The sequence below is a fragment of the Streptomyces sp. NPDC002776 genome, assembly GCF_053592195.1.
The window spans coordinates 114,986-139,359 of the sequence record NZ_JBSFVG010000016.1 but is presented as its reverse complement, the minus strand read 5'-3'; the positions used below and the strand labels follow the sequence as shown (position 1 = coordinate 139,359).

Here is a 24,374-nt window from a genome sequence, read left to right as displayed (position 1 = left end):
AAACAATGGGGTGGTTTCTGCGGTACGCCGTCTGCAGGTCGTATGTGGCTCGTCGCGCAGTTCCCCGCGCCCCTAGGTACGTTTCAGCTCCCGGCGTAGATCATCGAGGTCGTTGCCGCCTGCCATCTGCCTGGTCAGCTCGTCCAGGGTGATCTCATGCCGCTTGTGGTTGCCCACCATCGTGCCCCTCTTCAGCAGCACGAAGCGGTCGCCGACCATATAGGCGTGGTGCGGATTGTGTGTGATGAACACAACCCCCAGGCCCTCGTCCCGCGCCGCCGCCACGAGCTTCAGGACCACGCCGGACTGCTTCACGCCGAGCGCCGCCGTCGGTTCGTCCAGCACCAGGACCTTCGCTCCGAAGTGCACGGCCCGCGCGATGGCCACGCACTGGCGTTCGCCGCCGGAGAGGGTGCCGATGGGCTGGTCGACATCGCGGAGGTCGATGCCCATGTTCCGCAGCTCCGTGTAGGTGGCGCGGCGCATGTGGTCGACGTCCAGGCGCTTGAAGGGGCCGACGCCCTTGCGGGGCTCGGAGCCGAGGAAGAAGTTCCGCCACACCGGCATCAGCGGTACGACGGCCAGGTCCTGGTAGACGGTGGCGATGCCGCGGTCCAGGGCTTCGCGCGGGGAGGACAGCTTCGCCTCTTCGCCGTCGAGGCGCAGGACGCCGCCGTCGTGCTGGTGCAGCCCCGCGATGATCTTGATGAGGGTGGACTTGCCCGCGCCGTTGTCGCCCAGGACGCAGGTGATCTCGCCCGCGTGGACCTCCAGGGAGACGCCTTCCAGGGCGCGGATGTTGCCGTAGTGCTTGCTGACGTCGGCCAGCTCGACGAGTGTCACTTGGTGGCCTCCGCGCGCTTGCGGACCCAGGCGTTGAGCAGGGTCGCGAGGAGCAGCATCGCTCCGAGGAAGAACTTGAACCAGTCGGGGTTCCACTCGGCGTAGACGATGCCCTTGCTGGTCATGCCGAAGATGAACGCGCCGACCGCGGAGCCGACCGCGCTGCCGTAGCCGCCGGTGATCAGACAGCCGCCGATGACGGCCGCGATGATGTAGATCAGCTCGTTGCCGACGCCCTCGCCGGACTGGACGACGTCGTAGGAGAAGAGCAGGTGCTGGCCCAGGATCCAGGCGCCGAACGCGACGCCCATGTAGAGGCCGATCTTGGTCCTGGCGACGGGGACGCCGACCGCTCGGGCCGCGTCCTGGTTGCCGCCGACCGCGAAGATCCAGTTGCCGGCGCGGGTGCGCAGCAGGATCCAGGAGGCGACGGCGACCAGGCCGAACCACCACAGGATCGTCACCTTGACGTCGACGCCGCCGATGGTCAGCGTCGAGGCGAAGACGTCGCGCGCGCTCGGGAAGCCCTCCATGTCGGCGATCGACTTGGTGGAGACGGTGCCGTCGATCAGCTTGGTGAAGCCGAGGTTCATGCCGGTCAGCATCAGGAAGGTGCCGAGCGTGATGATGAAGCTCGGCAGTTTCGTGCGGGTGAGCATGATGCCGTTGAAGGCGCCGATGGCCAGGGTGACCAGCAGGGACACTCCGACGCCGACCCAGGTGTTGGCCGTCATCTGGTAGCTGAACATCGACGACACCAGGGCCGAGGACGTCACCAGCACGCCCGCCGACAGGTCGAACTCGCCGCCGATCATCAGCAGGGCGACGGGGACCGCCATGATGCCGATGGTGGAGGACGCGTACAGGACCGTGCTGAGGCTGGCGGCGCGCAGGAAGCCGTCGGCGGCGAGCGCGAAGAAGACGAAGACGGCGAGGGCGCCGACGACCGAGCCGAGTTCGGGGCGGCCGAGGAGCTTGCGCAGCGGTGAGGTCTCGACGAGCCGTTCGTCGACGGTCGCGGCGCTCATCGGGTGCCCCGCTTCGTGTACTCCTCCAGCGCCGCGGCCTGGTCCTGGGTGATGATCTGCGGGCCGGTGAGCACGGGCCTGCCGCCGCCGAGGACGTCGTCGTTGTACTTGTACAGCCACAGCAGGTCGACGGCCTCGTAGCCCTGGAGGTACGGCTGCTGGTCGACGGCGAAGCCGAGGGTGCCGTCCCTGAGCGAGGCCGCCACCTTGGCGTTGAGGTCGAAGGTGTCGATCTCGGCGTCGCTGCCGGCGCCCTGTTTGGCCTTGACGGCGGTGTCGGCGTACGGGGCGCCGAGCGTGACGACCGCGTCGATGGAGCCGTCGGCCTGGAGCTTGGCCTCGATGGCGGACTGCACGTCCGGCATGCTCGTGCCGTTGACGTACAGGTCCTGGACGGTGCCGTCGAAGGTCTTCTTCACCCCGTCGCAGCGCTGTTCGTGACCGACGTTGCCCTGCTCGTGCAGCACGCAGAGGGCCTTCTTGCGGCCGCGCTCGTTCAGCTCCTCGCCGACGGCCTCGCCGGCGATGGTCTCGTCCTGTCCGATGTGGGTGAGCGCGCCGAACGCCTTGGACTGCTCCGAGCCGGAGTTCACCGTGATCACCGGGATGCCGGCCTTGCGGGCGCGGGCCACGGCGGCCTTCATGGCGTCGGGCTTGGCGAGGGTGACGATGATCCCGTCGACCTGCTTGTCGACGGCGGCGTCGACGAGCTGCGCCTGCTGCTGGCCCTCGTCGTCGTGCGAGTACAGGAAGTTGATGTTGTCCTTGACGGCCGCCTGCTCGGCGCCGCTCTGGACGATGTCCCAGAAGGTGTCGCCATCGCCCGAGTGGGTGATCATCGCGAAGGTCCAGCGGGGGGTGTTCACCGCCGCCTTCCCCTGGGCCGCCGCGGCCTTGCGGGCGTCCTCGGCGCGCTTGCCGCCGGTGCTGCTGCATCCGGCGAGGGACACGCACAGTGCCCCCGCCAGCGCGAATCCTGCCCAGGTCCTCAACCGTGCCACGAGGCCGTGCCCTTCTTGCTGTGTGCTGACGTACGCAAGGGGCCAGTGACATCACCGGCCCCAAACGTCTCAGTATCAAACACAGGGGTCATGCGCCCGGTGACCGGGGGACCGCGAGTCGGTTGCCTTGTCCGGACATTGAGACGAACGAACGGCCGGGGAGAAGGACCTTCACGGGCGTACGAGGAGCTGGAACTCGAAGGCGTAGCGGCTCGGGCGGTAGATGTGGTCGCCGAACTCGACGGCGCGGCCGGTGTCGTCGAAGGTGGTGCGCTGCATGGTGAGCAGCGGGGCGCCCTCGTGCTCGGTGAGCCGTTCGGCCTCGGCGGCGGTCGCGGAGCGGGCGCCGATGGACTGGCGGGCGCTGTGCAGGGTGATCCCGGCGCTGCGCATCAGCCGGTACAGGCCGGTGGCCTCCAGCTGCGCGGTGTCCAGGTCGAGCAGTCCGCCGGGCAGGTGGTTGCACAGGTACGCCATCGGCTCGCCGTGCGCGAGGCGCAGCCGCTCCACCCGGTGCACGTCGCCGCCCTCGGGGACGCCGAGCGCGGCGGCCACTTCGGCGGAGGCCGGGACGACGGTGTTGACCAGCACCTTCGTGGCCGGGCGCTGGCCGGCGGCCTCCAGGTCGTCGAAGAGGCTGCTGAGTTCCAGGGGGCGCTTGACCTGGCTGTGCACGACCTGGGTGCCGACGCCGCGGCGGCGGACCAGCAGGCCCTTGTCGACGAGCGACTGGATGGCCTGGCGGACGGTGGGCCGGGAGAGGCCGAGGCGTGCGGCCAGCTCGATCTCGTTGCCCAGCAGGCTGCCGGGAGTGAGCGCCCCGTGCTCGATCGCCGCCTCCAGCTGCTGGGACAGCTGGAAGTACAGCGGCACCGGGCTGCTGCGGTCCACACGGAGGGCGAGCGGCGAGGTCGGGTCCACTTCTGGTTTCGGCACGGGCCGAGCGTAGCTCCATGGCCGGTTGACGGGAAGTCGTGTAGTTCGATTGTCCGGACATTCAGATTGACAGGGTGGCCGGTACGACCGCACTTTGGTCCCATGCGCATCGGAGTCATCGGTACCGGCCGGATCGGGACGATCCACGCGAACACCCTGAGCCGGCACCGGGAGGTCGGATCCCTGATCCTCACGGACGCCGATCCGGCGCGGGCGGCGGAGCTGGCCCTGCGGCTGGGCGAGACGGCGGCGCCGGGGGTGGACGAGATCTTCCGGTGGGGTGTGGACGCGGTGGTCATCACGACGGCCACCCCGGCGCACGCCGAGCTGATCGGGCGGGCGGCGCGGTCGGGGCTTCCGGTGTTCTGCGAGAAGCCCATCGCGCTGGACCTGCCCGGCACGCTTCAGGCGATCGCCGAGGTGGAGACCGCCGGAACGATCCTGCAGATGGGGTTCCAGCGCCGCTTCGACGCGGGGTATCTGGGCGCCCGGGAAGCGGTGCGCGCCGGGCGGCTGGGACGGCTGCACACCGTACGGGCGCTCACCAGCGACCAGGCGCCGCCGCCGGCCGCGTATCTGCCGGGGTCCGGCGGGCTGTACCGGGACACGCTGATCCATGACTTCGACGCGCTGCGCTGGGTGACCGGGCGCGAGGTGACCGAAGTGTACGCGGCCGGGTCCGACGCCGGGCCCGCGATGTTCCGTGAGGCGGGTGACGTCGACACCGCGGCGGTGGTGCTCACGCTGGACGACGGCACGCTCGCGACGGCCACGGCGACCCGGATGAACGGCGCGGGCTACGACGTGCGCATGGAGCTGGCCGGGGAGCGGGACACGGTCGTCGTCGGCCTGGACGACCGCACGCCGATCGCGTCCACGGAACCGAGCGGACCCCCGGCCGCCGACAAGCCCTGGCCCGGCTTCCTGGAACGCTTCGGACCCGCCTACGAGGCCGAGCTGGCGGCGTTCGTCGAGGTGGTCCGGGGTGAGCGGGCCAACCCCTGCGACGGCCGCGAGGCCTTGCAGGCCCTGCGGATCGCCGAGGCCTGCGAACTGTCCAGACACGAGCACCGTCCGGTCCGCCCGGCCGAACTGCCGGGCGGGCACGAGACGTCGGCGGTCTGAAGGCGGACAACCGGGGTCCGGCGTCCGGCGGCGCACGCCTCCGGAGCCCGCCCCGTGTCTACCAGCGCACCGGCAGGGTGCGCATGCCTCGGATCAGCATGCCTGGGAGCCATTCGCCGGGTGGGCCGTCGAGGGTGAGGTGGGGGGTGCGGTCCAGGAGTGTGCGGATCGCCGTGCGCGCTTCCAGGCGGGCCAGGGGGGCGCCCAGGCAGAAGTGGAGGCCGTGGCCGAAGGCGATATGGCCGCGGGTGTCGCGGCGGATGTCGAAGCGGTCCGGGTCGGGGTAGCGGCCCGCGTCCCGGTCCGCCGCGGTGAGGCAGATCATCACCGGGTCGCCCGCCTCGATCCGGGCGCCCCCTATCTCCAGCGGCTCGGCGGCGTACCGGAAGGTGGCGTTCTCCACCGGGCCCTCGTAGCGCAGCATCTCCTCGACCGCGCCGTCGAGGAGGGTCATGTCGGCCCGCAGGGCGGCGAGTTGGTCGGGATGGGTGAGCAGGGCGTGGACGCCGCTGCTGATGAGGTTGACCGTGGTCTCGTGGCCGGCGATCAGCAGGATGAAGGCCATGCCGCGCAGTTCGTCCGGGGAGAGCCGGTCGCCGTCCTCCGCGGTGGTGCGGATCAGGTCGCTGAGCAGGTCGCCGCCCGGGCCCGCGGCCCGCTTGTCCTCGATCAGGTCGGTGAAGTAGGCGGCGAGGCCGACGAAGGCGTCGTACTCGCTGCCCGGACTGCTGGGCGCGACCGCCTCCGTGGACATCTTGCGGAACTCCGCGCGGTCCATCTCGGGCACGCCGAGCAGTTCGCAGATGACGGTGAGCGGGAGGGGATGCGCGAAGGACTCCACCAGGTCGGCCCGGCCGTGCGGCAGCATCGCGTCGAGGAGGTCGTCGGTGATCCGCTGGACGCGCGGGCGCAGTTCCTCCACCCGGCGCATGGTGAAGGCGCGGGAGATCAGGCCGCGCAGCCTGGTGTGCTGGGGCGGGTCGCAGACCAGGAGGTTCTTGCCGATCATCTCCTCGTCCAGGGACGACATGCCGATCTTGGAGGCGTCCTTGGACAGGCGCGGGTCGGCCAGCGCCGCGCGGGCCTCCTCGTGGCCGACGACGAGCCAGGTCGCGGACTCCCACTCCGGCGGCCGGACGCGGTGCACGGGCCCCATGGCCCGCAGGCTCGCGTACGCCGGATGCGGATTGCGGCGGAACTCCTCGCCGAACTCCCCCAGATCGATGACACCGCTCATGACCGCTCCCCCTCGGACCCTTCCCCCGACACCCTCACAACGGACGGGGCCCGCGCCTAGTGCCCCGCCTCGTCGGGTTCTTCGAGGAGCCCCGCGTCATGGGCGAGCAGGGCAATCTGGACCCGGTTGTTGAGGTCGAGCTTGGTCAGGATGCGGGAGACATGGGTCTTGACCGTGGCGACGCTCAGGAACAGGGCGCCGGCGATCTCCGCGTTGGACAGGCCGCGGCCCACCGCGACGGCGACCTCGCACTCGCGGTCGTTCAGTGCGGCGATCCGGGCCCGCGCGCGGGTGCGGCGAGTATCGGCGGCGGCGCCCGCCGCGTGCTCCATCAACTGCCGTGTCACCGTGGGCGACAGGACCGGATCACCCGCGGCGACCCGCCGTACCGCCTCGACGATCTCCGCGGGCGGGGTGTCCTTCAGGACGAATCCGGCGGCGCCCGCGCGCAGGGCACGCAGGACGTGCTCGTCGGCGTGGAAGGTGGTGAGCAGGACCACCTGCGGGGCGTCGGGCCGGCCGCGCAGCCGCTCCGTGGCGGTGAGACCGTCCACCGAGGGCATCCGGATGTCCATCAGGACGACGTCCGGGCGGGTGCGCTCGACGAGGTCCCCGACCTCCGCGCCGTCGGCGGCCTCACCGACGATCTCGATGTCGTCCGCGCCGCCCATCATCAGGGACAGACCGGCCCGCACCAGCGGGTCGTCGTCGACGAGGAGGAGTCTGATCGCAGTCATGGCGCTTACGTAATCATGATTGCCGGGGCGGGACGCGCGCGCTGTGACATCGAGCGGGAACTGCTGCGGCCGGCCGAGGTGTTCGGGATGCCCGGTGGCGGCGTGGAGCCCGTTGCGGGGCGGGTTCCTCCGGCTCCGTCGAGGCCGGTGCGGCTCGGGCCCGGTCGTCACCCCCAGGGCGGCCAGGCGGTCGTCATCCCCAGGGCAGCCAGGCCCGTACCTCGAAGCCGCCGTCCGTCGTCGGGCCGTGGGCCAGGCGGCCCCCGGTCAGGGTCGCCCGTTCGGTCAGCCCGATCAGTCCCTGCCCGGAGCCCGGCACCGGCGGTACGTCGCCGTCCGGCGCCGGATTGCGCAGGCACACGTCGAGCCCTTCGCCCGGGCCGCCGGTGACCGTGACGGTGACCTCGGTGCCGGGGGCATGCTTGCGGGCGTTGGTCAGGCCCTCCTGGGCGATGCGGTACGCGGTGCGGCCCACGGAGGCGGGGACGGCGGCGGGGTCGGTGACGCGGAGGTCGAGGGTGACCTTCATCCCGGCCTCGCGGGACTCGGTGACCAGCGCCTCCAGCGCGCCGAGGGTGGGCTGGGGCCGGCTGGTGTCGTCGCGCTCCCCCGCCCGCAGTACGCCGATGATCTCCCGCAGGTCCTGGAGCGCCTCGTGGGCGCTCTCCCGGATGACCCCGGCGGCCCGCACGATCTCCTCCCGGGGCGCGTCCGGCCGGAACTCCAGCGCGCCCGCGTGCACGCTCAGCAGGGTCAGCCGGTGGGCGAGGACGTCGTGCATCTCCCGGGCGATGGCCTCGCGCGCCAGCCGCTGCGCCTGCTCGGCCCGCAGCCGCGCCTCGGTCTCGGCACGGCGGGCGCGGTCCCGCAGACTGAGCATGAGCTGGCGCTTGGAGCGCACGAACATGCCCCAGCCGACGACGGCACCGGTCAGCACGACACCGATGAACAGCGTCCAGCCGTACGGGATCTCGGGGTCGGGCCGGTACCAGTAGAACAGCGGCGTCACCGCCAGCCCGGCCCCGCTCACCCAGGCCACGTACCGGAAGGGGCGGTGCACGGCGAGGGTGAACATCGCCACCAGGCTCGCGCCGCCCGCGGTGGCCGACAGGAAGGCGACCGGGATCATCGCCACGGCGAGCCCGAGGGGCCAGCGGCGGCGCAGCCAGACGGCCGCGCAGGCGAGCGCGCCCAGCACCTGGTCGAGGGCGGCGACGGCCTCCGGGAGCTTCTCCTGCTCCATGGCGTCGGCGCTGAGCAGGCCGAAGGAGATGGCCACCAGGAAGCACGAGAAGTCGACCACCCAGTCCCGCGCGGTGCGCCGGTGGCGCCGCCCCGCCCGCTCGTCATCGGGATCGAGTTCCTTCACCACGGCCGAGGGCAGCAGCCAGGGCTGCTCGACGAAGGGCTGCGACTCGGGCCCTGGCATGTCACCACTCACGGTCGACAAATCTACGCAGCCGCGCGCCCCGGCACCCCTGCCCCGGCGGGATCGTCGACCAAAGTCGCGGCACGTCAGACTTTCGGCGCGCCGGGGCCCGGGAGGCGGGGACTTCGGTCGGGCCGCTCTCGCCCCGCGGCCGATGTCCGTGGGGGGTCCGCGAGGCGAGGGTGCTGTCCATGAAGCAGTTGCTGGAACTTCTCGGATTCCTTGCCCTGGTCCAGGGCGTCGCCGGTCTGGTGCACCAGTTCACCGACTGGGACTGGGGGCTGGTGCAGCGGGTCGGCCTGCTCGACGGCTACGAGATCTACGCGAGCATCACGCTGCTGGTGCTGGCGTTCGCGCTCTTCGCCGTCGCCGAGAACCGGGGGTCCGGCTGATCAGCAGCCGTAGTCGATCAGGTCGAACGAGGCGTAGTGGTCGGCCGTGTAGTAGTCCTCCTGGTGTTCCTCGCCGGTGACGATCCGGCGTGCCCCGCGCGTGGACGCACCGGGCGTGATGACCGTGTACTCGTGGTAGTACCCGGTGGACTGCCCGGGCAGGATGCCTTCGCGGTTCTGGAAGACGGTGCCGTCCTGGGTGTACGGGAAGGGTCCGCCCTGCTCGATCAGGTCGAGCGTGTCGTGCGCCTGGGAGGGCAGGGCGCTGTAGCAGATGTCGCCGACCGCGGCGGCGGCCGGAGTGGCGGTGACGGTGCCGCCGACGAGGAGGGCGGACAGGACGGCGGCCGCGGCGCCGAGGCGAGTGATCCGTGGGGGGAATCTCATGGCCCCATGATGATGCGCGTAGATCATGGCACGTCAATGACCACCCGGCGGATCTTCACGGCAAGTCCGCGAAGGTTGCGGGGAGTTGACCCGCCGGGGCCGGCGTCGATCCGCCGCGTCACGCGTTCTCGGGGAGTTCGAACGCGCCGTACTCGGGCTTCCCGGCCACGTCGTACGTCTGGATGGAGACGCCCGTGGAGGTGACGCGGCCGCCCGTGCCGCGGAAGGCGGTCGGGGCGGTGCGCTCCGGGAAGAGGCGCCGGCCGGCGCCCAGGACCACCGGGAAGGTCAGCAGGTGCAGGGTGTCGAGGACGCCCAGGCCGAGCAGGGAGTGGACGAGGGCGCCGCTGCCGTGGATCTGCAGTTCGCCGTCGGTGCGCTCCTTCAGGGCGGTGACCTCCGTGGCGAGGTCGCCGCTGATCACGGTGGTGCCGTCCCAGTCCGGGTCGGTGAGGGTGGCGGAAGCGACGTACTTGGGCAGGGTGTTCAGCCGCGAGGCGACCGGGTCGGCGGGGTCGGTCACCTTGGGCCAGTACCCGCTGAAGATGTCGTACGTACGGCGGCCGAGGAGGAAGGCGCCGGCGCGGTCGAAGACGTCGCTGATGAACCGTCCGAAGTCCTCGTCGGCGTAGGGGAAACTCCAGCCGCCCTGACCGAAGCCGTCGCGGGTGTCCTCCTGGGGGCCGCCAGGGGCCTGGTAGACGCCGTCGAGGGTGACGAAGACCGTGGAGACGAGCTTGCCCATGGCGGGTACCTGCTTCCTGGTGCGGGATCTGCTGTCATCAGGGCAGACCCCGCGGGCCCCCGCAACTCATCGGTCCGGCGGGCGAGGAGTGCCGGTGATCTCCCTGTCCGTACGCCGCCAGCGCCGGGGCGGGCGGGCCGCTGGGATGGACCCATGACTTCTGACAGCGGAACTCTTGACGGCAAGGTCGCCCTGGTGACCGGCGGCAGCCGGGGCATCGGTGCGGCGACGGCGGTGCGGCTGGCCCGGGCGGGCGCGGACGTGGCCGTGACCTATGTGAACGGCAAGGAGGCGGCCTCGGACGTGGTCCGGGCCGTGGAGGCGCTCGGGCGGCGCGGGGTGGCGCTGCGCGCGGACTCCGCGGACGCCGGGGAGGCGGCGGAGGCCGTGGCGCGTACGGCGTCGGCGCTGGGCGGGCTGGATGTGCTGGTGAACAACGCGGGCGTGGGGGTGATCGGGCCGCTGGCGACCCTGTCGACGGAGGACGTGGACCGGGTGCTGGCGGTGAACGTGCGGGGGGTGTTCCTGGCCTCGCAGGCGGCTGCCGCGCTGATGCCGGAGGGCGGGCGGATCATCACGATCGGCTCGTGCATGGCGCAGCGGGTGCCCGGCCCCGGGGGGACCCTCTACACGATGAGCAAGTCGGCGCTGATCGGGCTCACGAAGGCGCTGGCGCGGGAGCTGGGGGCGCGGGGCATCACGGCGAACATCGTGCACCCGGGCCCGATCGACACGGACATGAACCCGGCGGACGGTCCGTACGGGCCCGACCAGGCGGCCCTCACGGCTCTGGGCCGCTTCGGCACCGTGGAGGAGGTCGCGTCCACGGTGGTGCATCTGGCGGGGGCGTCCTATGTGACCGGCGCGGAGTTCTCCGTGGACGGCGGCCACGCGGCGTGACCGCGGCGGCGGGGGTGGCCGCCCCCGCCGCCTGCCGGCCTGCGATTCCCCGTTCCAGGGCCGCACGGTTCAGCCGCCCAGCTCCTGGTGGCGTGCCGTCAGGCCCGCCGCCCCTTCGTCCGTCAGGGAGCCGAACAGGCGCAGGCGGGAGATTCCGCCGTCCGGGTAGATGTCCACGCGCGCGTGGGTGCCCACCGCGGGGGCCGCGAGGAGGAAGCGGTGGTTCGTGTCGGGCTGGAGGCGGGTCCGGGGAAGGACCTCGTGCCAGTCACCGGACTCGCCGTCCCGCACCGACACCGACGCCCACCCGGCGCTGTTGCCCTTGAGGTACGCCGTGTCGATCTCGATCGCCCGGATCCGGGACTGGGCCACCAGCCGGTACCGGATCCAGTCGTTGCCCTGGTCCCGGCGCCGCCGTGTCTCCCAGCCGTCGTCCATCTTCCGGGACCGGCCCGGCTGGATCGTGTTCGTGGCCGGCGAGTAGAAGAGGTTCGACGCGTCCTCGACCTGGCCGCCGTTCTCCAGCGCGACCACGTCGAAGGCGCCCAGCGCCGACAGCCACGCCGGATCCGGGACGACCTCGCCGTACACCCGCAGCCGTGCGATGCCGCCGTCGGGGTGCTGGTTGACCCGCAGGTGGGTGAAGCGCTGTTCGGCGGAGACGGCGAAGCCGTTCGCCGCGTGGCCCCCCACCGGGGTACGCGCCACCAGCGTCGTCCACTTCACGTCGTCGCCGAGCAGTTCCTCCGGCGAGGGGGAGCCCACGACCGACGTGCCCTCGACCGACACCGCCTGCGGGTAGTTCCCCCGGAAGTGGGCCGTGTCGACCACGATGCCGCGGATGACCCCCGGCGCTCCCAGGCGCACCAGCGCCCAGTCGTGGTCCTGCTCGGCCGGCCACGGGTGCCGCGCCGACACGCCCCGCCGGCGCCGCGTCTCCCAGCCGTCCATGATCTTGCCCTTGTGCCCGAAGTGCTCGGGGTCGAACTCGGCCCGCTCGGGCAGCAGCAGGTTCTCCCGCTGCGCGAAGAACTCGTCGTTGGCGGCGATGACACCGGCCCCGAGCTGCCGGTCGGCGAGGTTGGCGTACTGGGTGAAGGGGAAGTCCGCGGTGCGGTAGTCCGCGTACGGGTCACCGCCTCCGTACGGGTTCGCGTCGCCGGTGAAACTCACAATCGCCGTCACTTCAAGTGCCTTTCGGGTGTCGGGGCTGGGCAGGGCGGTCAGGGGGTGCGGTTGAGCAGGTGTCCCCTCGGCTCCGTGAACTCGCCGTCGAGGACCACGCGTTCGCCGCGCAGCCAGGTCGACTTGACCACTCCGTACAGGGTCTTGCCCGCGTAGGCCGTCACCCGGTTGCGGTGCTGGAGGGCCGCCGGGTCCACGGTGAAGGTCTCGTCCGGTGCGAGGACCGCGAAGTCGGCGTCACGGCCGGCCTCGATGGCGCCCTTGCGCCCGTCCAGGCCGACGAGTTCCGCCGTGCGGGAGGACATCCAGCGCACCACGTCCTCCAGGCCGTGCCCGCGCTTGCGGGCCTCCGTCCACACGGCCGCGAGGCTCAGCTGGAGGCCGGAGATACCGCCCCACGCGGTGGCGAAGTCGTCCGTCTTCAGGTCGGCCGTGGACGGCGAGTGGTCCGTGACCACGCAGTCGATCGTGCCGTCCGCCAGCGCCTGCCAGAGCAGGTCCTGGTTGGCGGACTCGCGGATCGGCGGGCAGCACTTGAACTCGCTCGCGCCGTCCGGGACTTCCTCGGCCGTCAGGGTCAGGTAGTGCGGGCAGGTCTCCACCGTCAGCCGTACCCCCGCCGCCTTCGCCTCGGCGATCAGCGGGAGCGCGTCCGAGGACGACAGATGCAGGACGTGCACCCGGGCGTCCAGCCGCCGCGCCTGCGCGATCAGCTGGGCGATCGCCGTGTCCTCCGCGTCGCGCGGGCGCGAGGCCAGGAAGTCGGCGTACTTGGGTCCGCCGTGCTGCGGTGCCGCCTCGAGGTGGTGCGGGTCCTCCGCGTGCACGATCAGCAGGCCGCCGAAGGAGGCGATCTCGGCCAGGGACTGGGCGAGTTGCTCCTGGTCCAGGTGCGGGAACTCGTCCACGCCGGACGGGGAGAGGAACGCCTTGAAGCCGAACACCCCCGCCTCGTGCAGCGGGCGCAGGTCCTTGACGTTGTCGGGCAGCGCGCCGCCCCAGAAGCCGACGTCGATGTGCGCCTTGTCGGCGGCGACCCGCTGCTTCACCCGCAGGTTCTCCACCGTCGTGGTCGGCGGGAGGGAGTTGAGCGGCATGTCGACGAGGGTGGTGATGCCGCCGGCCGCCGCCGCGCGGGTGGCGGTCCAGAAGCCCTCCCACTCGGTGCGGCCGGGGTCGTTGACGTGCACGTGGGTGTCGACCAGGCCGGGCAGCAGGACGTCGTCGCCGAGGTCCTCCACCCGGGCGTCCCCGACGGGCGCGTCGTACGGCAGTACGGCCGTGATCTTCCCGGCGGACACGGCGACCGATGCGGCCCGCGTCCCCTCCGGGGTGATGACGCGCGTCGAGCGCAGCACCAGTTCTACGTCGGACACCCGGGACCCCTCTCTCTGCCGTCGTCTGCTTCCGGCAACGGGATGCACTTCCACGCTACGGAATTCAACGTTCTGTTGAAGGAGTCTTCACTCCCGCTCCGGCGCCGTCAAGGGCAGACTGCCTCCTGGGGCATCCCGCACGGCCACTCTGGACGTTTCCACAAAGCGGAATTAGAATTCCACCAAGCAGAACGTAGCTACGCACAAGCGGGGAGTCAACCGCCTGCCGGGTACGCTTCTGCCCTTCCCGCCAGCCTCGAAAGGAACGTGCCGTGCCGACGTCCAGCGCCAGCACCACCGACTCCGCCAAGTCCGCCAGCGGTGGCGTCCAGTCACTCGAGCGCGCCTTCGACCTGCTGGAGCGGATGGCGGACGCCGGCGGCGAGGTGGGCCTGAGCGAGCTCTCCGCGAGCAGCGGACTGCCCCTGCCCACCATCCACCGGCTGATGCGCACCCTGGTGGCCTGCGGTTACGTCCGCCAGCAGCCCAACCGGCGGTACGCCCTCGGCCCGCGCCTGATCCGCCTCGGCGAGTCCGCCGCCCGGCTGCTCGGCACCTGGGCCCGCCCCTATCTCGCCCGGCTGGTCGAGGAGACCGGCGAGACCGCCAACATGGCGCTGCTGGACGGGGACGAGATCGTCTACGTCGCCCAGGTGCCGTCCAAGCACTCGATGCGGATGTTCACCGAGGTCGGCCGGCGGGTGCTGCCGCACTCCACGGGCGTCGGCAAGGCCCTGCTGGCGAGCACCCCGGACGCCGAGGTGCGCGCCCTGCTCTCCCGCACCGGCATGCCGGCCGCCACGGAGAAGACGATCACCACGGCGGACGGCTTCCTCGCGGCGCTGGCGGACGTACGCCGCCTCGGGTACGCGGTCGACGACAACGAGCAGGAGATGGGGGTGCGGTGCCTCGCGGTGTCCGTGCCCGACTCCCCCACCGCCGCCGCGATCTCCATCTCCGGTCCGGCGGGGCGCGTCACCGAGGCCGCCACCGACCGGATCGTGCCCGTGCTCCAGCAGATCGCCCAGGAGCTCTCCGAGGCGCTGGCCACCCAGGCTCCCGCGTGACCGGCTTACTGCGCCTGCCGGGCCGGTACACCGACCGGCACGGCGCGCAGGACATCGTCTTCGAGACGGACGGCCGCGAGCTGATCCGCACGACGATCAGGGGTGTCCGCTTCGAGGGCGGGACCATGGACTCGCTCGGCGCGCTGAGCGGGGAGCCGCCCGAGCCGATGTTCACCTTCCGGGACGGCGACCTGTGGTCCTGTCTGCTGGAGTGGGGGCTGACCGTGCCGGTGGAGGCCGAGGGGCAGGGTGAGCGGATCGCGACGGTGCACTGCGCGTTGCGGCTCGGGTATCCCGTGGAGAGGGAGGACCTGACCGTCACCCTGCGCCTGGACGGGCGCGAATACCGTGCCACGCACCCCGACTTCGAGGACGCGCTGCACGAGATCGGGGCCGCCCTTCCCCGGCAGGCCCGCCTCAAGGCGTGCATCTCCTGCGCCTGGTCCGACTACCACCCGGTGGGCCACGGCATGATGAGCGGGCTGGCCTGTTTCCGCGGCGCCAAGGACGTCTACCGGCGGTGCGACGGCAAGAAGGGCCCCCACGGCATCCTCACGATCTGGCCGCTGCACACCGAGTTCGTCCAGGAGACCTGGCTCTGCGAGCAGTTCGAGCACCGCACGTCGGACCGGGGCTACCGGGGGCCGTTCCCGTTCCGCGGCTGGGACTAGGGTCTGCCGGTGGGATCGTCCCGGCGTGGGCCCTGGTGCCGCTGCCGACCGAAGAGGTCCACCGCGTTCCGTACGTCCGTCAGCCCCCGTGAGAGCGCGCTCACCGACCCGATGGCCCCGGCGATCAGCAGTAACGACCGCTGCAGCCGCGGGATCTCGGGCGCGCCGCCGGCCGTCATCGCGGCCAGCGCGGCGAGTTCGTCCTCCGCGATCCCCCGGTCCGGGAACTCGGCCGGGAGCACGGCGAGTTGGCGGCGCAGCCGGGACACCGCGGTCCGCAGTTCCGCCACTCTCGGATCCTCGTCGCTGCCGGTCACCGGCCTCTGCCTCTGCCCCACGCTCCGCAACACAGTTCTCCCCCCGCGCACGCCGTTGTGCGCGTCCACGTCCTGATCCCGCCGGGCCGGCCCCGGTGTGTCGGCCGGGGCCCGTGGGACGCGGGCCAGTAAACGCCACCGGTGCGCCGTGCGCCACCGCGCGGACCGAAATTCAGCCCCCGGAAACCGTGCCGCCCTCGTGCCGTCAGGTATGCAGGAGGAATGAAGCAGAACGAACAGCAGGTCGCCGGTCTGGTCCTCGCCGCGGGCGGGGGGCGCCGGCTCGGCGGGCGGCCCAAGGCCCTGCTCCTCCGCCGCGGGCGCCCGCTCGTCGAGCACGCGGTCGGGGTGTTGCGCGCGGCCGGCTGCACCCGTGTCCATGTGGTCCTCGGGGCCGGTGCCGACGCCGTACGGGAGCGCGCGGAGCTCGGCGGCTGTGTGCTGGTGGACAACCCCGAGTGGGAGCGGGGCATGGGGTCCTCGCTGCGGGCGGGCCTCGCCTCGCTCACCGGAACGGGTGCACGGGCCGCACTCGTCTCGCTCGTCGACCAGCCCGGCATCGGCAGCCGGGCGGCGGCCCGGGTGCTCGCCGCCTACGACGGGGAGTCGTCGCTGGTCTCGGCCGCCTACGCGGGCGTACGCGGGCATCCGGTGCTGTTCGGCGCCGCGCACTGGGCGGGGATCGTCCGGGCCGCGACCGGGGATCAGGGGGCGCGCGGTTACCTCGGGGAGCACGCGGACGCGGTGAGGCTGGTGGAGTGCGGGGACGTGGCGCAGCCGTACGACATCGACACCGAGGCCGACCTGGTCCACCTTGAGAGAGACCTTGAGTGAGCGAGGTGGCACTGAGCGACACCTTCTGTCGACTCAGAGAATCTCGACATCAACAAACCATTGAAGTTCCACAATGAGGAAACTACTATCCACTGTTCAGAAGCGTCCGACCGCACAGCGGGCGCTCGTCGACCCAGGCGTGCCGCTTGGCACCCGGTGCCACCGCTGAAGGAAGTGACAGCTCATGTCCGCACCAGCGCCGTCCCCGCTGGCCATCGTCGACGCCGAGCCCCTGCCCCGGCAGGAGGAGGTCCTCACCGACGCGGCCCTCGCCTTCGTGGCCGAGCTGCACCGCCGGTTCACGCCCCGGCGTGATGAACTCCTCGCCCGCCGTGCCGAGCGCCGCGCCGAGATCGCCCGCACCTCCACCCTCGACTTCCTCCCGGAGACCGCCGCCGTGCGCGCGGACGACTCCTGGAAGGTGGCCCCGGCCCCCGCCGCCCTGAACGACCGGCGCGTGGAGATCACCGGCCCCACCGACCGCAAGATGACCATCAACGCCCTGAACTCGGGCGCCCGGGTCTGGCTCGCCGACTTCGAGGACGCCTCGGCTCCGACCTGGGAGAACGTGGTCCTCGGCCAGCTCAACCTGATCGACGCCTACACCCGCAGCATCGACTTCACCGACCCGAGGTCGGGCAAGTCGTACGCCCTGAAGCCCGAGGCGGAGCTCGCCACCGTGGTCATGCGGCCGCGTGGCTGGCACCTGAACGAGCGTCACCTGCAGATCGACGGGCAGCCGGTGCCCGGCGCCTTCGTCGACTTCGGCCTGTACTTCTTCCACAACGCCCAGCGCCTGCTCGACCTCGGCAAGGGGCCGTACTTCTACCTCCCGAAGACCGAGTCGCATCTGGAGGCCCGCCTCTGGAACGACGTGTTCGTCTTCGCGCAGGACTACGTCGGCATCCCGCAGGGCACCGTCCGCGCGACCGTCCTGATCGAGACGATCACGGCCGCGTACGAGATGGAGGAGATCCTCTACGAACTGCGCGACCACGCCTCGGGGCTGAACGCCGGCCGCTGGGACTACCTGTTCTCCATCGTCAAGAACTTCCGGGACGGCGGCGCCAGGTTCGTCCTGCCGGACCGCAACGCGGTGACGATGACGGCGCCGTTCATGCGGGCCTACACCGAACTCCTCGTCCGCACCTGCCACAAGCGCGGCGCGCACGCGATCGGCGGCATGGCGGCCTTCATCCCGTCCCGCCGGGACGAGGAGGTCAACAAGGTCGCCTTCGAGAAGGTGAAGGCGGACAAGGACCGCGAGGCGAACGACGGCTTCGACGGCTCCTGGGTGGCCCACCCCGACCTGGTGCCGATCGCCATGGCCTCCTTCGACGCGGTCCTCGGCGACCGGCCGAACCAGAAGGACCGCCTGCGCGAGGACGTCCGCGTCGAGGCGGCCGACCTGATCGCCGTCGACTCCCTGGACGCCAGGCCGACGTACGACGGCCTGGTCAACGCCGTTCAGGTGGGCATCCGTTACATCGAGGCCTGGCTGCGCGGGCTCGGCGCGGTCGCCATCTTCAACCTCATGGAGGACGCGGCCACCGCCGAGATCTCCCGCTCCCAGATCTGGCAGTGGATCAACGCGGGCGTCGAGTTCGAGAACGGCGAGAAGGCCACGCCCGAGCTGGCCCGCAAGGTCGCCGCCGAGGAGCTGTCGAACATCCGCCAGGAGATCGGCGAGGAGGCCTTCGCGGCCGGGCACTGGCAGCAGGCCCACGACCTGCTGCTCCAGGTCTCCCTCGACGCCGACTACGCCGACTTCCTGACCCTGCCGGCGTACGAGCAGCTCGACGGCTGAGCTACTGCGGCGCGGCCTTGTCCGAGTGGCCCAGGGACTTTCCCGGGGCCACTCGGTCGCGTACGGCCCGCTTCACGGCCGTGGGCTCCGGGAAGCCCTGCTCGCGGCGGTCCCAGACCACCTCGTCGTCCACGCGGACCACGAACACTCCGCCCTTGCCGGGCTTCAGTGCCAGTTCGGACAGCTCCGCCTCGAAGGTGATGAGCAGTTCCTGCGCCAGCCACGCCGCGCGCGGCAGCCAGCGGCACTGGGTGCAGTACTCGATCTCCACACGGCCACTCATCCGAGGTGCACCGACCAATCCTGTTCGGCCGCGGGCTTGCCGTGCAGGTCGGGGACCTGCTTGAGCCACGCGGGGCGTCCTTGCCGTGTCCTCGCCGCCCGCTTGGCCTCCTCGGCGGCGAGCTCCTCCCGGGTGGGGAAGTCCGTGGGCAGCCATGCCGTAGAGCCCCGCACGCGCGCGTGCAGGTAGCTGGCGTAGGCGTCGCGGGCCTCGTCCGGCGAGGCGTGGTCGGTGAGCCAGGCGTCCGGTACCTCGGCCGTGATCGACCGCAGCAGCTCCTCGGTGACCCGGGGCGCGAGTTCGGCGTCGGCGGCGCGGACGTCGGGGCCGTAGTGGCCGAGGGCGTGATGGCGGAAGTCGTACGCCTTCGCCGGGTCGGAGGTGTCCCAGCGGTGGTGGAAGACCAGCGCCGCGCCGTGGTCGATCAGCCACAGCCGCGGGGGCACGGTGCCGAGGGTGGGCCACACCATCAGGTTGGAGCTGTGCACGGTGCGGTCGACGTTGACGGTGAGGGCGTCCAGCCAGACGATCCGGCCCGCCTCCAGCGGATCGACCGGGAAGTGCCGGGCCAGCTCCGGCGTGAAGTCCTTCGCGCCGGGCAGGAAGTCCATCCCGAGATTGATCCCCGCGCTGGCGCCGTGCAGCTCCCGCACCTCCTGGTGGGGCTCCCCGTCCGCGATCGCGGGGTCGAAGTGCACGAGGACCAGCTCGGGGAAGCGCAGCCCCAGCGCGCGGGCCAGCTCGCCCACGATCACCTCGGCGACCAGCGCCTTGCGGCCCTGCGCGGAGCCGGTGAACTTCACCACGTAGGTGCCCAGGTCGTCGGCCTCGACGACGCCGGGCACGGAGCCGCCGGACCGCAGCGGTCTCACGTATCGCACACCTGTCACTTCATGCAGCACACCGGCCAGCCTAAGCGAGGCCGGTCGCGGCCAGCGGGTTGGGCAGGGGGCGGTAGCGGGCGTCGGCGCCGTCGGCTCCGGTCCAGCGCAGCAGCAGGTTGGTCTTGCCCGGGAGGGTGGGCGCGCTGAGCAGGGCGGGGATCTCGGGCAGGTCGTGGGCGGCGAGGACCCGGCGCACGGCGGGCCAGGGGTCGAGGCCCCGGTGGCGTTCGGCGAGGGCAGCGGCCACCTCCCACAGGTGGTTGACCACCAGGCAGTACACCAGCCGCTCCCACCCGGCGGCCCGGTCCGCGTCGGCCGGCAGCTTCACGCCCTCGGCGTCCCGGTACAGCGCCTGCACCGGGGTGCCCCCGGCGTCGACGGCGACCAGCGTGTTCTGCAGGTGCGCCTCCAGGACGACGCCGTGGTCGGCGAAGGCCCTCAGGGCGGGCGGTACGACCGCGGCCAGGTAGGCGTCCCACCAGAGCGCCGGGTCCCGCGTGGTGTCGAGCGGGCTGCCCGGGAAACCCTCCACGAGGCCCGCCGCGAGGAGCGGGGTCGCGCCGGGACGCAGGTGCGGGCGGAACCCGTCGCGGACGAGGACGGCCAGCTCCTCGAAGGCGAAGTCGGCCGTACGGTAGCCGCGGTCGCTGAGCCAGGCGCCGGGGCCGGTGGTGAACGCCCGCACCACGGCCGAGTCGGTCCTGCGCAGTTTCCGCAGGTCGTGGCGCCAGAGCCGGCGGATGTCGTTGGTGATGCGGACGTCGAGGCTGAACTTCAGGAAGAGATCGCGCTCGGGGACGTACACCGTGCGGACGGCGGCCGTCGGCCACGCCGGGAAGCCGGTCGTGCCGAGGCGGATCAGCAGGCCGTCGGCGAAGGCTCCGCCGAGGTCGACCAGGTCGAGCTGCCAGGGGTGGGCGGGCAGCAGCCGGTAGCCGGGGGGCGCCGCGCCGAGGGCGTCCAGGACGGCGGTGTCGCCCTCCTCGACGACCCTGTCCTCGCGCACCCCGAGCAGCACCAGCGGAAAGCGGGCGTACGCCTCGGGCGCGTACGGCAGCCAGCCCGCCACCGGTCCGCCGCCGCGCGCCTTCGGGGCCGGGTGGTGCGGGTGGCCGGTGATCAGGGACTGTTCGGAGCGCAGATACGGGTCGGCGGGCGGGGCCGTCCGGTCCCGCGCGGTGAGCAGCGCGGCGACCACGTCCCGGCTGTCGGCCATCTCGGCGGGCAGCTCGTGGTTGTCCCGGCCGGTGTGACGGCGCAGTTCCTCCGCGACGAGTTTCACCAGCTCAGGGTGGCCGACGCGGAGCCAGCGGCCGTCGGCGCGGACCTCCGGGTCGGCCGGGCGGCGCTCGCCGCGCACCCGCAGCAGGCGGCCGCTGGGCAGCCGGTACACCTGGGGCCCGGCCGGTTGTGCCACCTCCCGCAGCAGGCAGTTGAGCAGGGGGGCCGCCGCGACGGCGTCCGCGCGGGTCGCTGCGTCGGCGTCGGCGGGCGGGGGCATGAGGTCCACGCGGTTCACTCGTTCTCTGCGGTCCGTTCGGGCGGAGAAGATCAGTATCGCTGTCGTCGTCGCCCGACCTGACGTCCCACTCGTACCCGAGGAGCCCGACCGTGCACCGTCCCCCCACCGCCGAGGCCGAGGTAGCGGCCGAGTTGGCCGATGTCCGCCCCGGTCTGGCGTCCCGGTACGCGGCCGGGCTGCCCGGCGCCCGGGCGGCCGTGCTGACCCGGCTGTGGCGGGCGCTCGCCCATGAGCCGCTGCCCTGGGTCACCGCCCGCGAGAACGGCCGGGAGGGCCTCACCCTGCGCCTGGGCGACGGCCGCCGGCTGCACGGACCGCACGCCGACCCGTACGCCACCGCCGGCCAGGTCACCGCCGTACGGCTCGACGGGACCGAGTACCGCGATCCGGCGCGGCTGGTGACCGAGCTGGGGGTGGCACGGGGTACGGCGTTCGTGGCCGAACTCGGGCACAGCGTGGCCTCGTTGGCGCTGTCCCGGGCCGGGCAGCCGACTGCCCCGGAGGAATGGCCGGACAGCGACTGGGAGTGGGAGCAGCGGGTGGTGGACGGGCATCCGTACCACCCCACCTGCCGTTCGCGCCCCGGGTTCTCGGTGGCCGAGCAGCTCGCGTACGGGCCCGAGCACCGGCCGCTGGTGGAACTGGGCCTGTGGCCGGTTCCGGCGGCCGAGGCGCTGCTGACCGGCAGCTGGCCGGACGAACTGCGCGACGGCAGCCGTCTGTTGCTGCCGGTGCATCCGTGGCAGGCGGCACATGTGCTCAAGCGCCCCTGTGCGCGTTCGATCCCCGGCGCGCGTCCGCTGATGTCCCTGCGCACCCTCGCGCTGCCCGGCGGACCGCACGTGAAGACGGCGCTGAGCGCCCGGTTGACCTCGTCGGTGCGGGACATCTCGGTGTACTCCATCGCCCTGGCGGCCACCCTGTCCGCGTTCGCGGAGTCGCTGGCCGCCCGCACCGACGGGCTGCTGCACATCACCCGCACCCTGGGCGCGGCCACCGCGGACTCCCCCGATCTCGCCGCCGTACTGCGGGAATCGCCGCAGCGGTACGCCGGTCCGGGTGAGCGCGTGGTGCCGGTCGCCGCGCTCGCCACCACCGACCTGCCCGCCCGCGCCGGCTGGCTCGCCTCCTTCGCCCGGCTCGCCCTCGGCGCCGGCCTGCGGCTGCTGGAGCTGGGCGTGGCGCTGGAGGCGCACGGCCAGAACCTGCTCGTCGTGCTGGGCGCCGACGGCACCCCGCTGCGCCTCGTCTACCGCGACCTCGCCGACATCCGGGTCAGCCCGGCCCGGCTGACCCGGCACGGCATCCCGGTGCCCGAGCTGACCGGCCGGATCGTGACGGACGATGAAACCACCCTGCGCCGGAAGCTGTTCGGCTCGCTGGTGGCGGGCGCGCTCGCCGGTACGGCGGGTTCGGCGGCGGCCCTGGGGGCGGCGCTGGAGACGGCCGTACGGGATCTGCCGCGCACGCCCGATCTGGCCGTGCTGCGCGAGGAGCCGCTGCCCGCGAAGGCGCTGACGCTGATGCGGCTGTCGCCGCGGACGCCCGGGGACCAGTGGGCGCGGCTGCCCAACCCCCTGGGGTGAGCGGCCGTTTTGGAGCCGGACACCCCTGATCAATAGGATCCGCCGATGATCACAAGAACACGGCTGGCGGCGGGGGCCTGTGCCCTGCTCGCCGCGCTGACGGCCGGGACGGCGTTCCCGGCCGGGGCGGCGGCCGGCGAACCCACGGGCGAGGACGCGCCGAAGGTGAACCTCGTGCTCGACGTCAGCGGTTCCATGCGGGCGCGGGACATCGACGGCCGGTCCCGGATGGCCGCGGCGAAGCAGGCGTTCAACGAGGTGCTCGACGCCACGCCCGAGGAGGTCGAGCTGGGCATCCGGACGCTCGGCGCCAACTACCCGGGCGACAACCAGAAGACGGGCTGCAAGGACACCGCGCAGCTGTACCCGGTCGGCCCGCTGGACCGCACCGAGGCCAAGACGGCGGTGGCGACGCTCACGCCCACCGGCTGGACCCCGATCGGTCCGGCGCTGCTGAAGGCGGCCGACGACCTCGACGGCGGCACCGGCTCCAAGCGCATCGTGCTGATCAGCGACGGCGAGGACACCTGTGCCCCGCTGGACCCGTGCGAGGTGGCGCGGGAGATCGCCGCCCAGGGCATCGGGCTGACGATCGACACGCTCGGCCTGGTCCCCAGCACCAAGATGCGGCAGCAGCTGAGCTGTATCGCGGAGGCGACCGGCGGCACCTACACCTCGGTGGAGCACACCGACGAACTGACCGACCGGGTCAACCAGTTGGTCGACCGGGCGGCCGACCCCGTGGTGACACCGGTGGCGACCGAGGGCGGCGACCGGTGCGCACAGGCGCCCACCCTGGAGTCGGGTCTGTACACCGACCGCGCCGAGTTCGGGCAGCAGCGCTGGTACCGGGTGGACGTCGAGCCGGGGCAGGAACTGCGCGCCTCGCTGAGCGTGGCCGCGGACCGGGCGGTGAACCCCTCCTACGGCGTGCTGCTGCGGGCGGTGACCGTGCACGGCCGGGAGATCGTGCGCGGCGAGGCGGCGGGCAACGGCCGTACGGACGTGATCTCGACCGGCGTGCGCTATCCGAAGGCGGAGAGCGACGAGGCGCCCGCCGAGGGCGTGTGCCTCCAGGTCACGCACTCGTTCTCGGCGGCCACCGGGGTCAAGACCACGCCCGGTATGCCGCTGGAGCTGACGGTCGATGTCGTGGACGGTCCGTCGGAGTCGGCCGATGTGGCCTCCTTCGGGCTCGGGCGGGGCTGGTGGCTGCTCGGCGCGCTGATCCTGACCGGCTTCCTGGCGGGGCTGATCTGGGGCTGGGTGTCGCGCTGGCGGGTCGCGGTCTGGAGGACCAACTGATGAGGTTCACACGTCCCTTGAGCGCGGCCCTGCTGATGCTGGGGCTCGCGGCGGCCCCCGCCACGGCGGCCGAGGCGCCGACCGAGGCGGGCACGTCCTTCCGTACGGCGGCGGAGATCGAGCAGGGCCAGGAGGCCACCGCCGGCGGTTCCGCGGGTGACTACCTGTACTGGTCGTTCCCGGCGGACGCGGGGCAGCGCCCCACCGTCAGCGCGACGGTGAAGCTCCCCGAGACGCACGCCGCCGAGACCTGGCAGATCGACGTCTACGACGGACTGCGGCGCCGTCAGGCCTGCCAGTACGGCGCCCAGACGCGCACCGCCGCCGCGGACGCCGCGTCCGTGGAGCTGACCTGCGTCCTGCGCACGGTCCGCGCCTGGTCGGAGCCGTGGGCGAACGACCCGCTGCCGGGCACCTATTACGTCCGGCTGACCGTGGTGAACCTGGCGACGGCCGATCTGGGTCTGCCGGTGGACGCCTCGGTGCGGGTCGACTCCAAGGACATCGGCGGCGCGGCGGCGGTGGACGGCTCGCTGGCGAAGCCGCTGGTGCCGGGGATCGCGATGAAGTCGGCTGCGGACGAGGAGAGTCCGGCGGTGCTGTCCAGCATCGATCCGGAGGACGGCTGGGCGTCCGGCCGGTGGTCCGACCGCTGGCTGTGGACGGCGGCGGGCGGGGTGCTGGCCGCGCTGGCCGGTGTCGGCGGGTACGCGCTGACGCGCGGCTCGGGACGGCCGCCGGGGGTCTGATCCTCAGGCGCGGGGGCCCGTCGCACTC

The 24,374-nt window shown here is 72.3% G+C and carries 25 protein-coding genes; 10 read left to right on the top strand and 15 right to left on the bottom strand.

Features of this window, described 5'->3' with window-relative positions:
* Positions 1-72: 72 nt before the first annotated feature.
* The 4 genes from ACWD11_RS28135 to ACWD11_RS28120 all read right to left on the bottom strand — a co-directional run bounded on the left by ACWD11_RS28135 (position 73) and on the right by ACWD11_RS28120 (position 3,793).
* On the bottom strand, positions 73-843 hold the full coding sequence (locus ACWD11_RS28135; RefSeq protein ID WP_451286324.1) for an ATP-binding cassette domain-containing protein: 771 nt from the start codon (positions 841-843) through the stop codon (positions 73-75).
* On the bottom strand, positions 840-1,871 hold the full coding sequence (locus ACWD11_RS28130; protein ID WP_451286322.1) for an ABC transporter permease: 1,032 nt from the start codon (positions 1,869-1,871) through the stop codon (positions 840-842). The genes ACWD11_RS28135 and ACWD11_RS28130 overlap by 4 nt, the downstream gene beginning before the upstream one ends.
* The gene (locus ACWD11_RS28125) at positions 1,868-2,872 is read right to left on the bottom strand and encodes a sugar ABC transporter substrate-binding protein (protein ID WP_451286320.1); all 1,005 of its coding nucleotides are present in this window, start codon (positions 2,870-2,872) and stop codon (positions 1,868-1,870) included. Before ACWD11_RS28125 ends, ACWD11_RS28130 begins: the two co-directional genes overlap by 4 nt.
* Positions 2,873-3,043: 171 nt before the next feature.
* Positions 3,044-3,793: a GntR family transcriptional regulator gene (locus ACWD11_RS28120; RefSeq protein ID WP_389420601.1), complete on the bottom strand. Its 750-nt coding sequence runs from the start codon at positions 3,791-3,793 to the stop codon at positions 3,044-3,046.
* A 117-nt stretch (positions 3,794-3,910) separates the two neighbouring features.
* Between ACWD11_RS28120 and ACWD11_RS28115 the strand changes: the two genes are divergently transcribed.
* Complete coding sequence (locus ACWD11_RS28115; protein WP_451286318.1) at positions 3,911-4,933, top strand: Gfo/Idh/MocA family protein; 1,023 nt, start codon at positions 3,911-3,913, stop codon at positions 4,931-4,933.
* A 58-nt stretch (positions 4,934-4,991) separates the two neighbouring features.
* Here ACWD11_RS28115 and ACWD11_RS28110 read toward each other — a convergent pair whose 3' ends face one another.
* From ACWD11_RS28110 to ACWD11_RS28100, 3 genes are all read right to left on the bottom strand, one after another.
* Positions 4,992-6,170 (bottom strand): cytochrome P450 family protein, encoded by a 1,179-nt coding sequence (locus tag ACWD11_RS28110; protein WP_451286316.1) that lies wholly within the window; start codon positions 6,168-6,170, stop codon positions 4,992-4,994.
* A 56-nt stretch (positions 6,171-6,226) separates the two neighbouring features.
* Complete coding sequence (locus ACWD11_RS28105; protein WP_389420561.1) at positions 6,227-6,907, bottom strand: response regulator transcription factor; 681 nt, start codon at positions 6,905-6,907, stop codon at positions 6,227-6,229.
* 193 nt (positions 6,908-7,100) lie between these two features.
* On the bottom strand, positions 7,101-8,336 hold the full coding sequence (locus tag ACWD11_RS28100; RefSeq protein WP_389420560.1) for a sensor histidine kinase: 1,236 nt from the start codon (positions 8,334-8,336) through the stop codon (positions 7,101-7,103).
* A 191-nt stretch (positions 8,337-8,527) separates the two neighbouring features.
* Here ACWD11_RS28100 and ACWD11_RS28095 point away from each other — a divergent pair, with 191 nt between their 5' ends.
* Complete coding sequence (locus tag ACWD11_RS28095) at positions 8,528-8,728, top strand: hypothetical protein (protein ID WP_389420559.1); 201 nt, start codon at positions 8,528-8,530, stop codon at positions 8,726-8,728.
* On the opposite strand, the gene ACWD11_RS28090 is transcribed toward ACWD11_RS28095, so the two are convergent.
* Together ACWD11_RS28090 and ACWD11_RS28085 are read right to left on the bottom strand one after the other, a co-directional pair.
* Entirely contained in the window at positions 8,729-9,115 is a 387-nt protein-coding gene (locus tag ACWD11_RS28090; RefSeq protein ID WP_389420558.1) for a ribonuclease domain-containing protein, read from the bottom strand.
* A gap of 118 nt (positions 9,116-9,233) precedes the next feature.
* Positions 9,234-9,860 (bottom strand): dihydrofolate reductase family protein, encoded by a 627-nt coding sequence (locus ACWD11_RS28085; protein WP_451286313.1) that lies wholly within the window; start codon positions 9,858-9,860, stop codon positions 9,234-9,236.
* A 153-nt stretch (positions 9,861-10,013) separates the two neighbouring features.
* Here ACWD11_RS28085 and ACWD11_RS28080 point away from each other — a divergent pair, with 153 nt between their 5' ends.
* Positions 10,014-10,760, top strand: coding sequence for an SDR family oxidoreductase (locus ACWD11_RS28080; protein ID WP_451286311.1), 747 nt, complete (start codon positions 10,014-10,016; stop codon positions 10,758-10,760).
* A gap of 69 nt (positions 10,761-10,829) precedes the next feature.
* Here ACWD11_RS28080 and alc read toward each other — a convergent pair whose 3' ends face one another.
* Positions 10,830-11,945: an allantoicase gene (alc, locus tag ACWD11_RS28075; protein ID WP_451286309.1), complete on the bottom strand. Its 1,116-nt coding sequence runs from the start codon at positions 11,943-11,945 to the stop codon at positions 10,830-10,832.
* A 38-nt stretch (positions 11,946-11,983) separates the two neighbouring features.
* The gene (gene allB / locus ACWD11_RS28070) at positions 11,984-13,321 is read right to left on the bottom strand and encodes an allantoinase AllB (protein WP_451286307.1); all 1,338 of its coding nucleotides are present in this window, start codon (positions 13,319-13,321) and stop codon (positions 11,984-11,986) included.
* Positions 13,322-13,593: 272 nt separating this feature from the next.
* Between allB and ACWD11_RS28065 the strand changes: the two genes are divergently transcribed.
* Together ACWD11_RS28065 and ACWD11_RS28060 are read left to right on the top strand one after the other, a co-directional pair.
* Complete coding sequence (locus ACWD11_RS28065) at positions 13,594-14,388, top strand: IclR family transcriptional regulator (RefSeq protein WP_389420553.1); 795 nt, start codon at positions 13,594-13,596, stop codon at positions 14,386-14,388.
* A complete protein-coding gene (locus tag ACWD11_RS28060) occupies positions 14,385-15,059 on the top strand; it encodes a DUF6304 family protein (RefSeq protein WP_451286305.1) in 675 nt (224 codons plus the stop codon). The genes ACWD11_RS28065 and ACWD11_RS28060 overlap by 4 nt, the downstream gene beginning before the upstream one ends.
* Here the strand turns inward: ACWD11_RS28060 and ACWD11_RS28055 are convergent.
* Positions 15,056-15,409, bottom strand: coding sequence for a DUF5955 family protein (locus tag ACWD11_RS28055; protein WP_389420551.1), 354 nt, complete (start codon positions 15,407-15,409; stop codon positions 15,056-15,058). The two genes, ACWD11_RS28060 and ACWD11_RS28055, sit on opposite strands and share 4 nt — an antisense overlap.
* Positions 15,410-15,598: 189 nt before the next feature.
* Here ACWD11_RS28055 and ACWD11_RS28050 point away from each other — a divergent pair, with 189 nt between their 5' ends.
* Together ACWD11_RS28050 and aceB are read left to right on the top strand one after the other, a co-directional pair.
* The gene (locus ACWD11_RS28050) at positions 15,599-16,210 is read left to right on the top strand and encodes a nucleotidyltransferase family protein (protein ID WP_389420550.1); all 612 of its coding nucleotides are present in this window, start codon (positions 15,599-15,601) and stop codon (positions 16,208-16,210) included.
* 184 nt (positions 16,211-16,394) lie between these two features.
* On the top strand, positions 16,395-18,017 hold the full coding sequence (gene aceB, locus ACWD11_RS28045; protein ID WP_451286302.1) for a malate synthase A: 1,623 nt from the start codon (positions 16,395-16,397) through the stop codon (positions 18,015-18,017).
* Between the two features lies 1 nt (position 18,018).
* Here the strand turns inward: aceB and ACWD11_RS28040 are convergent, their stop codons facing one another.
* The 3 genes from ACWD11_RS28040 to ACWD11_RS28030 are packed head-to-tail and all read right to left on the bottom strand — an operon-like array spanning position 18,019 to position 20,703.
* Positions 18,019-18,300 carry a SelT/SelW/SelH family protein gene (locus ACWD11_RS28040; protein ID WP_389420548.1) on the bottom strand — a complete coding sequence of 94 codons (282 nt, stop codon included), beginning with the start codon at positions 18,298-18,300 and terminating at the stop codon, positions 18,019-18,021.
* A complete protein-coding gene (locus ACWD11_RS28035; RefSeq protein ID WP_451286300.1) occupies positions 18,297-19,202 on the bottom strand; it encodes a HipA family kinase in 906 nt (301 codons plus the stop codon). The genes ACWD11_RS28040 and ACWD11_RS28035 overlap by 4 nt, the downstream gene beginning before the upstream one ends.
* A 10-nt stretch (positions 19,203-19,212) precedes the next feature.
* Positions 19,213-20,703: an IucA/IucC family protein gene (locus ACWD11_RS28030; RefSeq protein WP_451286298.1), complete on the bottom strand. Its 1,491-nt coding sequence runs from the start codon at positions 20,701-20,703 to the stop codon at positions 19,213-19,215.
* Positions 20,704-20,795: 92 nt separating this feature from the next.
* On the opposite strand from ACWD11_RS28030, the gene ACWD11_RS28025 reads away from it, so the two are divergent.
* Genes ACWD11_RS28025 through ACWD11_RS28015 form a run of 3 tightly spaced genes read left to right on the top strand, consistent with a single transcriptional unit; the run spans position 20,796 to position 24,346 of the window.
* Positions 20,796-22,292: an IucA/IucC family protein gene (locus ACWD11_RS28025; protein ID WP_451286296.1), complete on the top strand. Its 1,497-nt coding sequence runs from the start codon at positions 20,796-20,798 to the stop codon at positions 22,290-22,292.
* 45 nt (positions 22,293-22,337) lie between these two features.
* A complete protein-coding gene (locus tag ACWD11_RS28020; protein ID WP_389420544.1) occupies positions 22,338-23,597 on the top strand; it encodes a VWA domain-containing protein in 1,260 nt (419 codons plus the stop codon).
* Positions 23,597-24,346: a hypothetical protein gene (locus ACWD11_RS28015; protein WP_451286294.1), complete on the top strand. Its 750-nt coding sequence runs from the start codon at positions 23,597-23,599 to the stop codon at positions 24,344-24,346. Before ACWD11_RS28020 ends, ACWD11_RS28015 begins: the two co-directional genes overlap by 1 nt.
* Positions 24,347-24,374 lie beyond the last annotated feature (28 nt).

What these genes read in the sequence shown, in the direction of transcription:
- ACWD11_RS28130 (WP_451286322.1), bottom strand. Translation starts at nt 1,871, where the DNA reads ATGAGCGCCGCGACCGTCGACGAACGGCTCGTCGAGACCTCACCGCTG.
- ACWD11_RS28115 (WP_451286318.1), top strand. Translation starts at nt 3,911, where the DNA reads ATGCGCATCGGAGTCATCGGTACCGGCCGGATCGGGACGATCCACGCG.
- ACWD11_RS28110 (WP_451286316.1), bottom strand. Translation starts at nt 6,170, where the DNA reads ATGAGCGGTGTCATCGATCTGGGGGAGTTCGGCGAGGAGTTCCGCCGC.
- ACWD11_RS28105 (WP_389420561.1), bottom strand. Translation starts at nt 6,907, where the DNA reads ATGACTGCGATCAGACTCCTCCTCGTCGACGACGACCCGCTGGTGCGG.
- ACWD11_RS28100 (WP_389420560.1), bottom strand. Translation starts at nt 8,336, where the DNA reads ATGCCAGGGCCCGAGTCGCAGCCCTTCGTCGAGCAGCCCTGGCTGCTG.
- ACWD11_RS28095 (WP_389420559.1), top strand. Translation starts at nt 8,528, where the DNA reads ATGAAGCAGTTGCTGGAACTTCTCGGATTCCTTGCCCTGGTCCAGGGC.
- ACWD11_RS28090 (WP_389420558.1), bottom strand. Translation starts at nt 9,115, where the DNA reads ATGAGATTCCCCCCACGGATCACTCGCCTCGGCGCCGCGGCCGCCGTC.
- ACWD11_RS28085 (WP_451286313.1), bottom strand. Translation starts at nt 9,860, where the DNA reads ATGGGCAAGCTCGTCTCCACGGTCTTCGTCACCCTCGACGGCGTCTAC.
- ACWD11_RS28080 (WP_451286311.1), top strand. Translation starts at nt 10,014, where the DNA reads ATGACTTCTGACAGCGGAACTCTTGACGGCAAGGTCGCCCTGGTGACC.
- ACWD11_RS28050 (WP_389420550.1), top strand. Translation starts at nt 15,599, where the DNA reads ATGAAGCAGAACGAACAGCAGGTCGCCGGTCTGGTCCTCGCCGCGGGC.
- aceB (WP_451286302.1), top strand. Translation starts at nt 16,395, where the DNA reads ATGTCCGCACCAGCGCCGTCCCCGCTGGCCATCGTCGACGCCGAGCCC.
- ACWD11_RS28040 (WP_389420548.1), bottom strand. Translation starts at nt 18,300, where the DNA reads ATGAGTGGCCGTGTGGAGATCGAGTACTGCACCCAGTGCCGCTGGCTG.
- ACWD11_RS28020 (WP_389420544.1), top strand. Translation starts at nt 22,338, where the DNA reads ATGATCACAAGAACACGGCTGGCGGCGGGGGCCTGTGCCCTGCTCGCC.
- ACWD11_RS28015 (WP_451286294.1), top strand. Translation starts at nt 23,597, where the DNA reads ATGAGGTTCACACGTCCCTTGAGCGCGGCCCTGCTGATGCTGGGGCTC.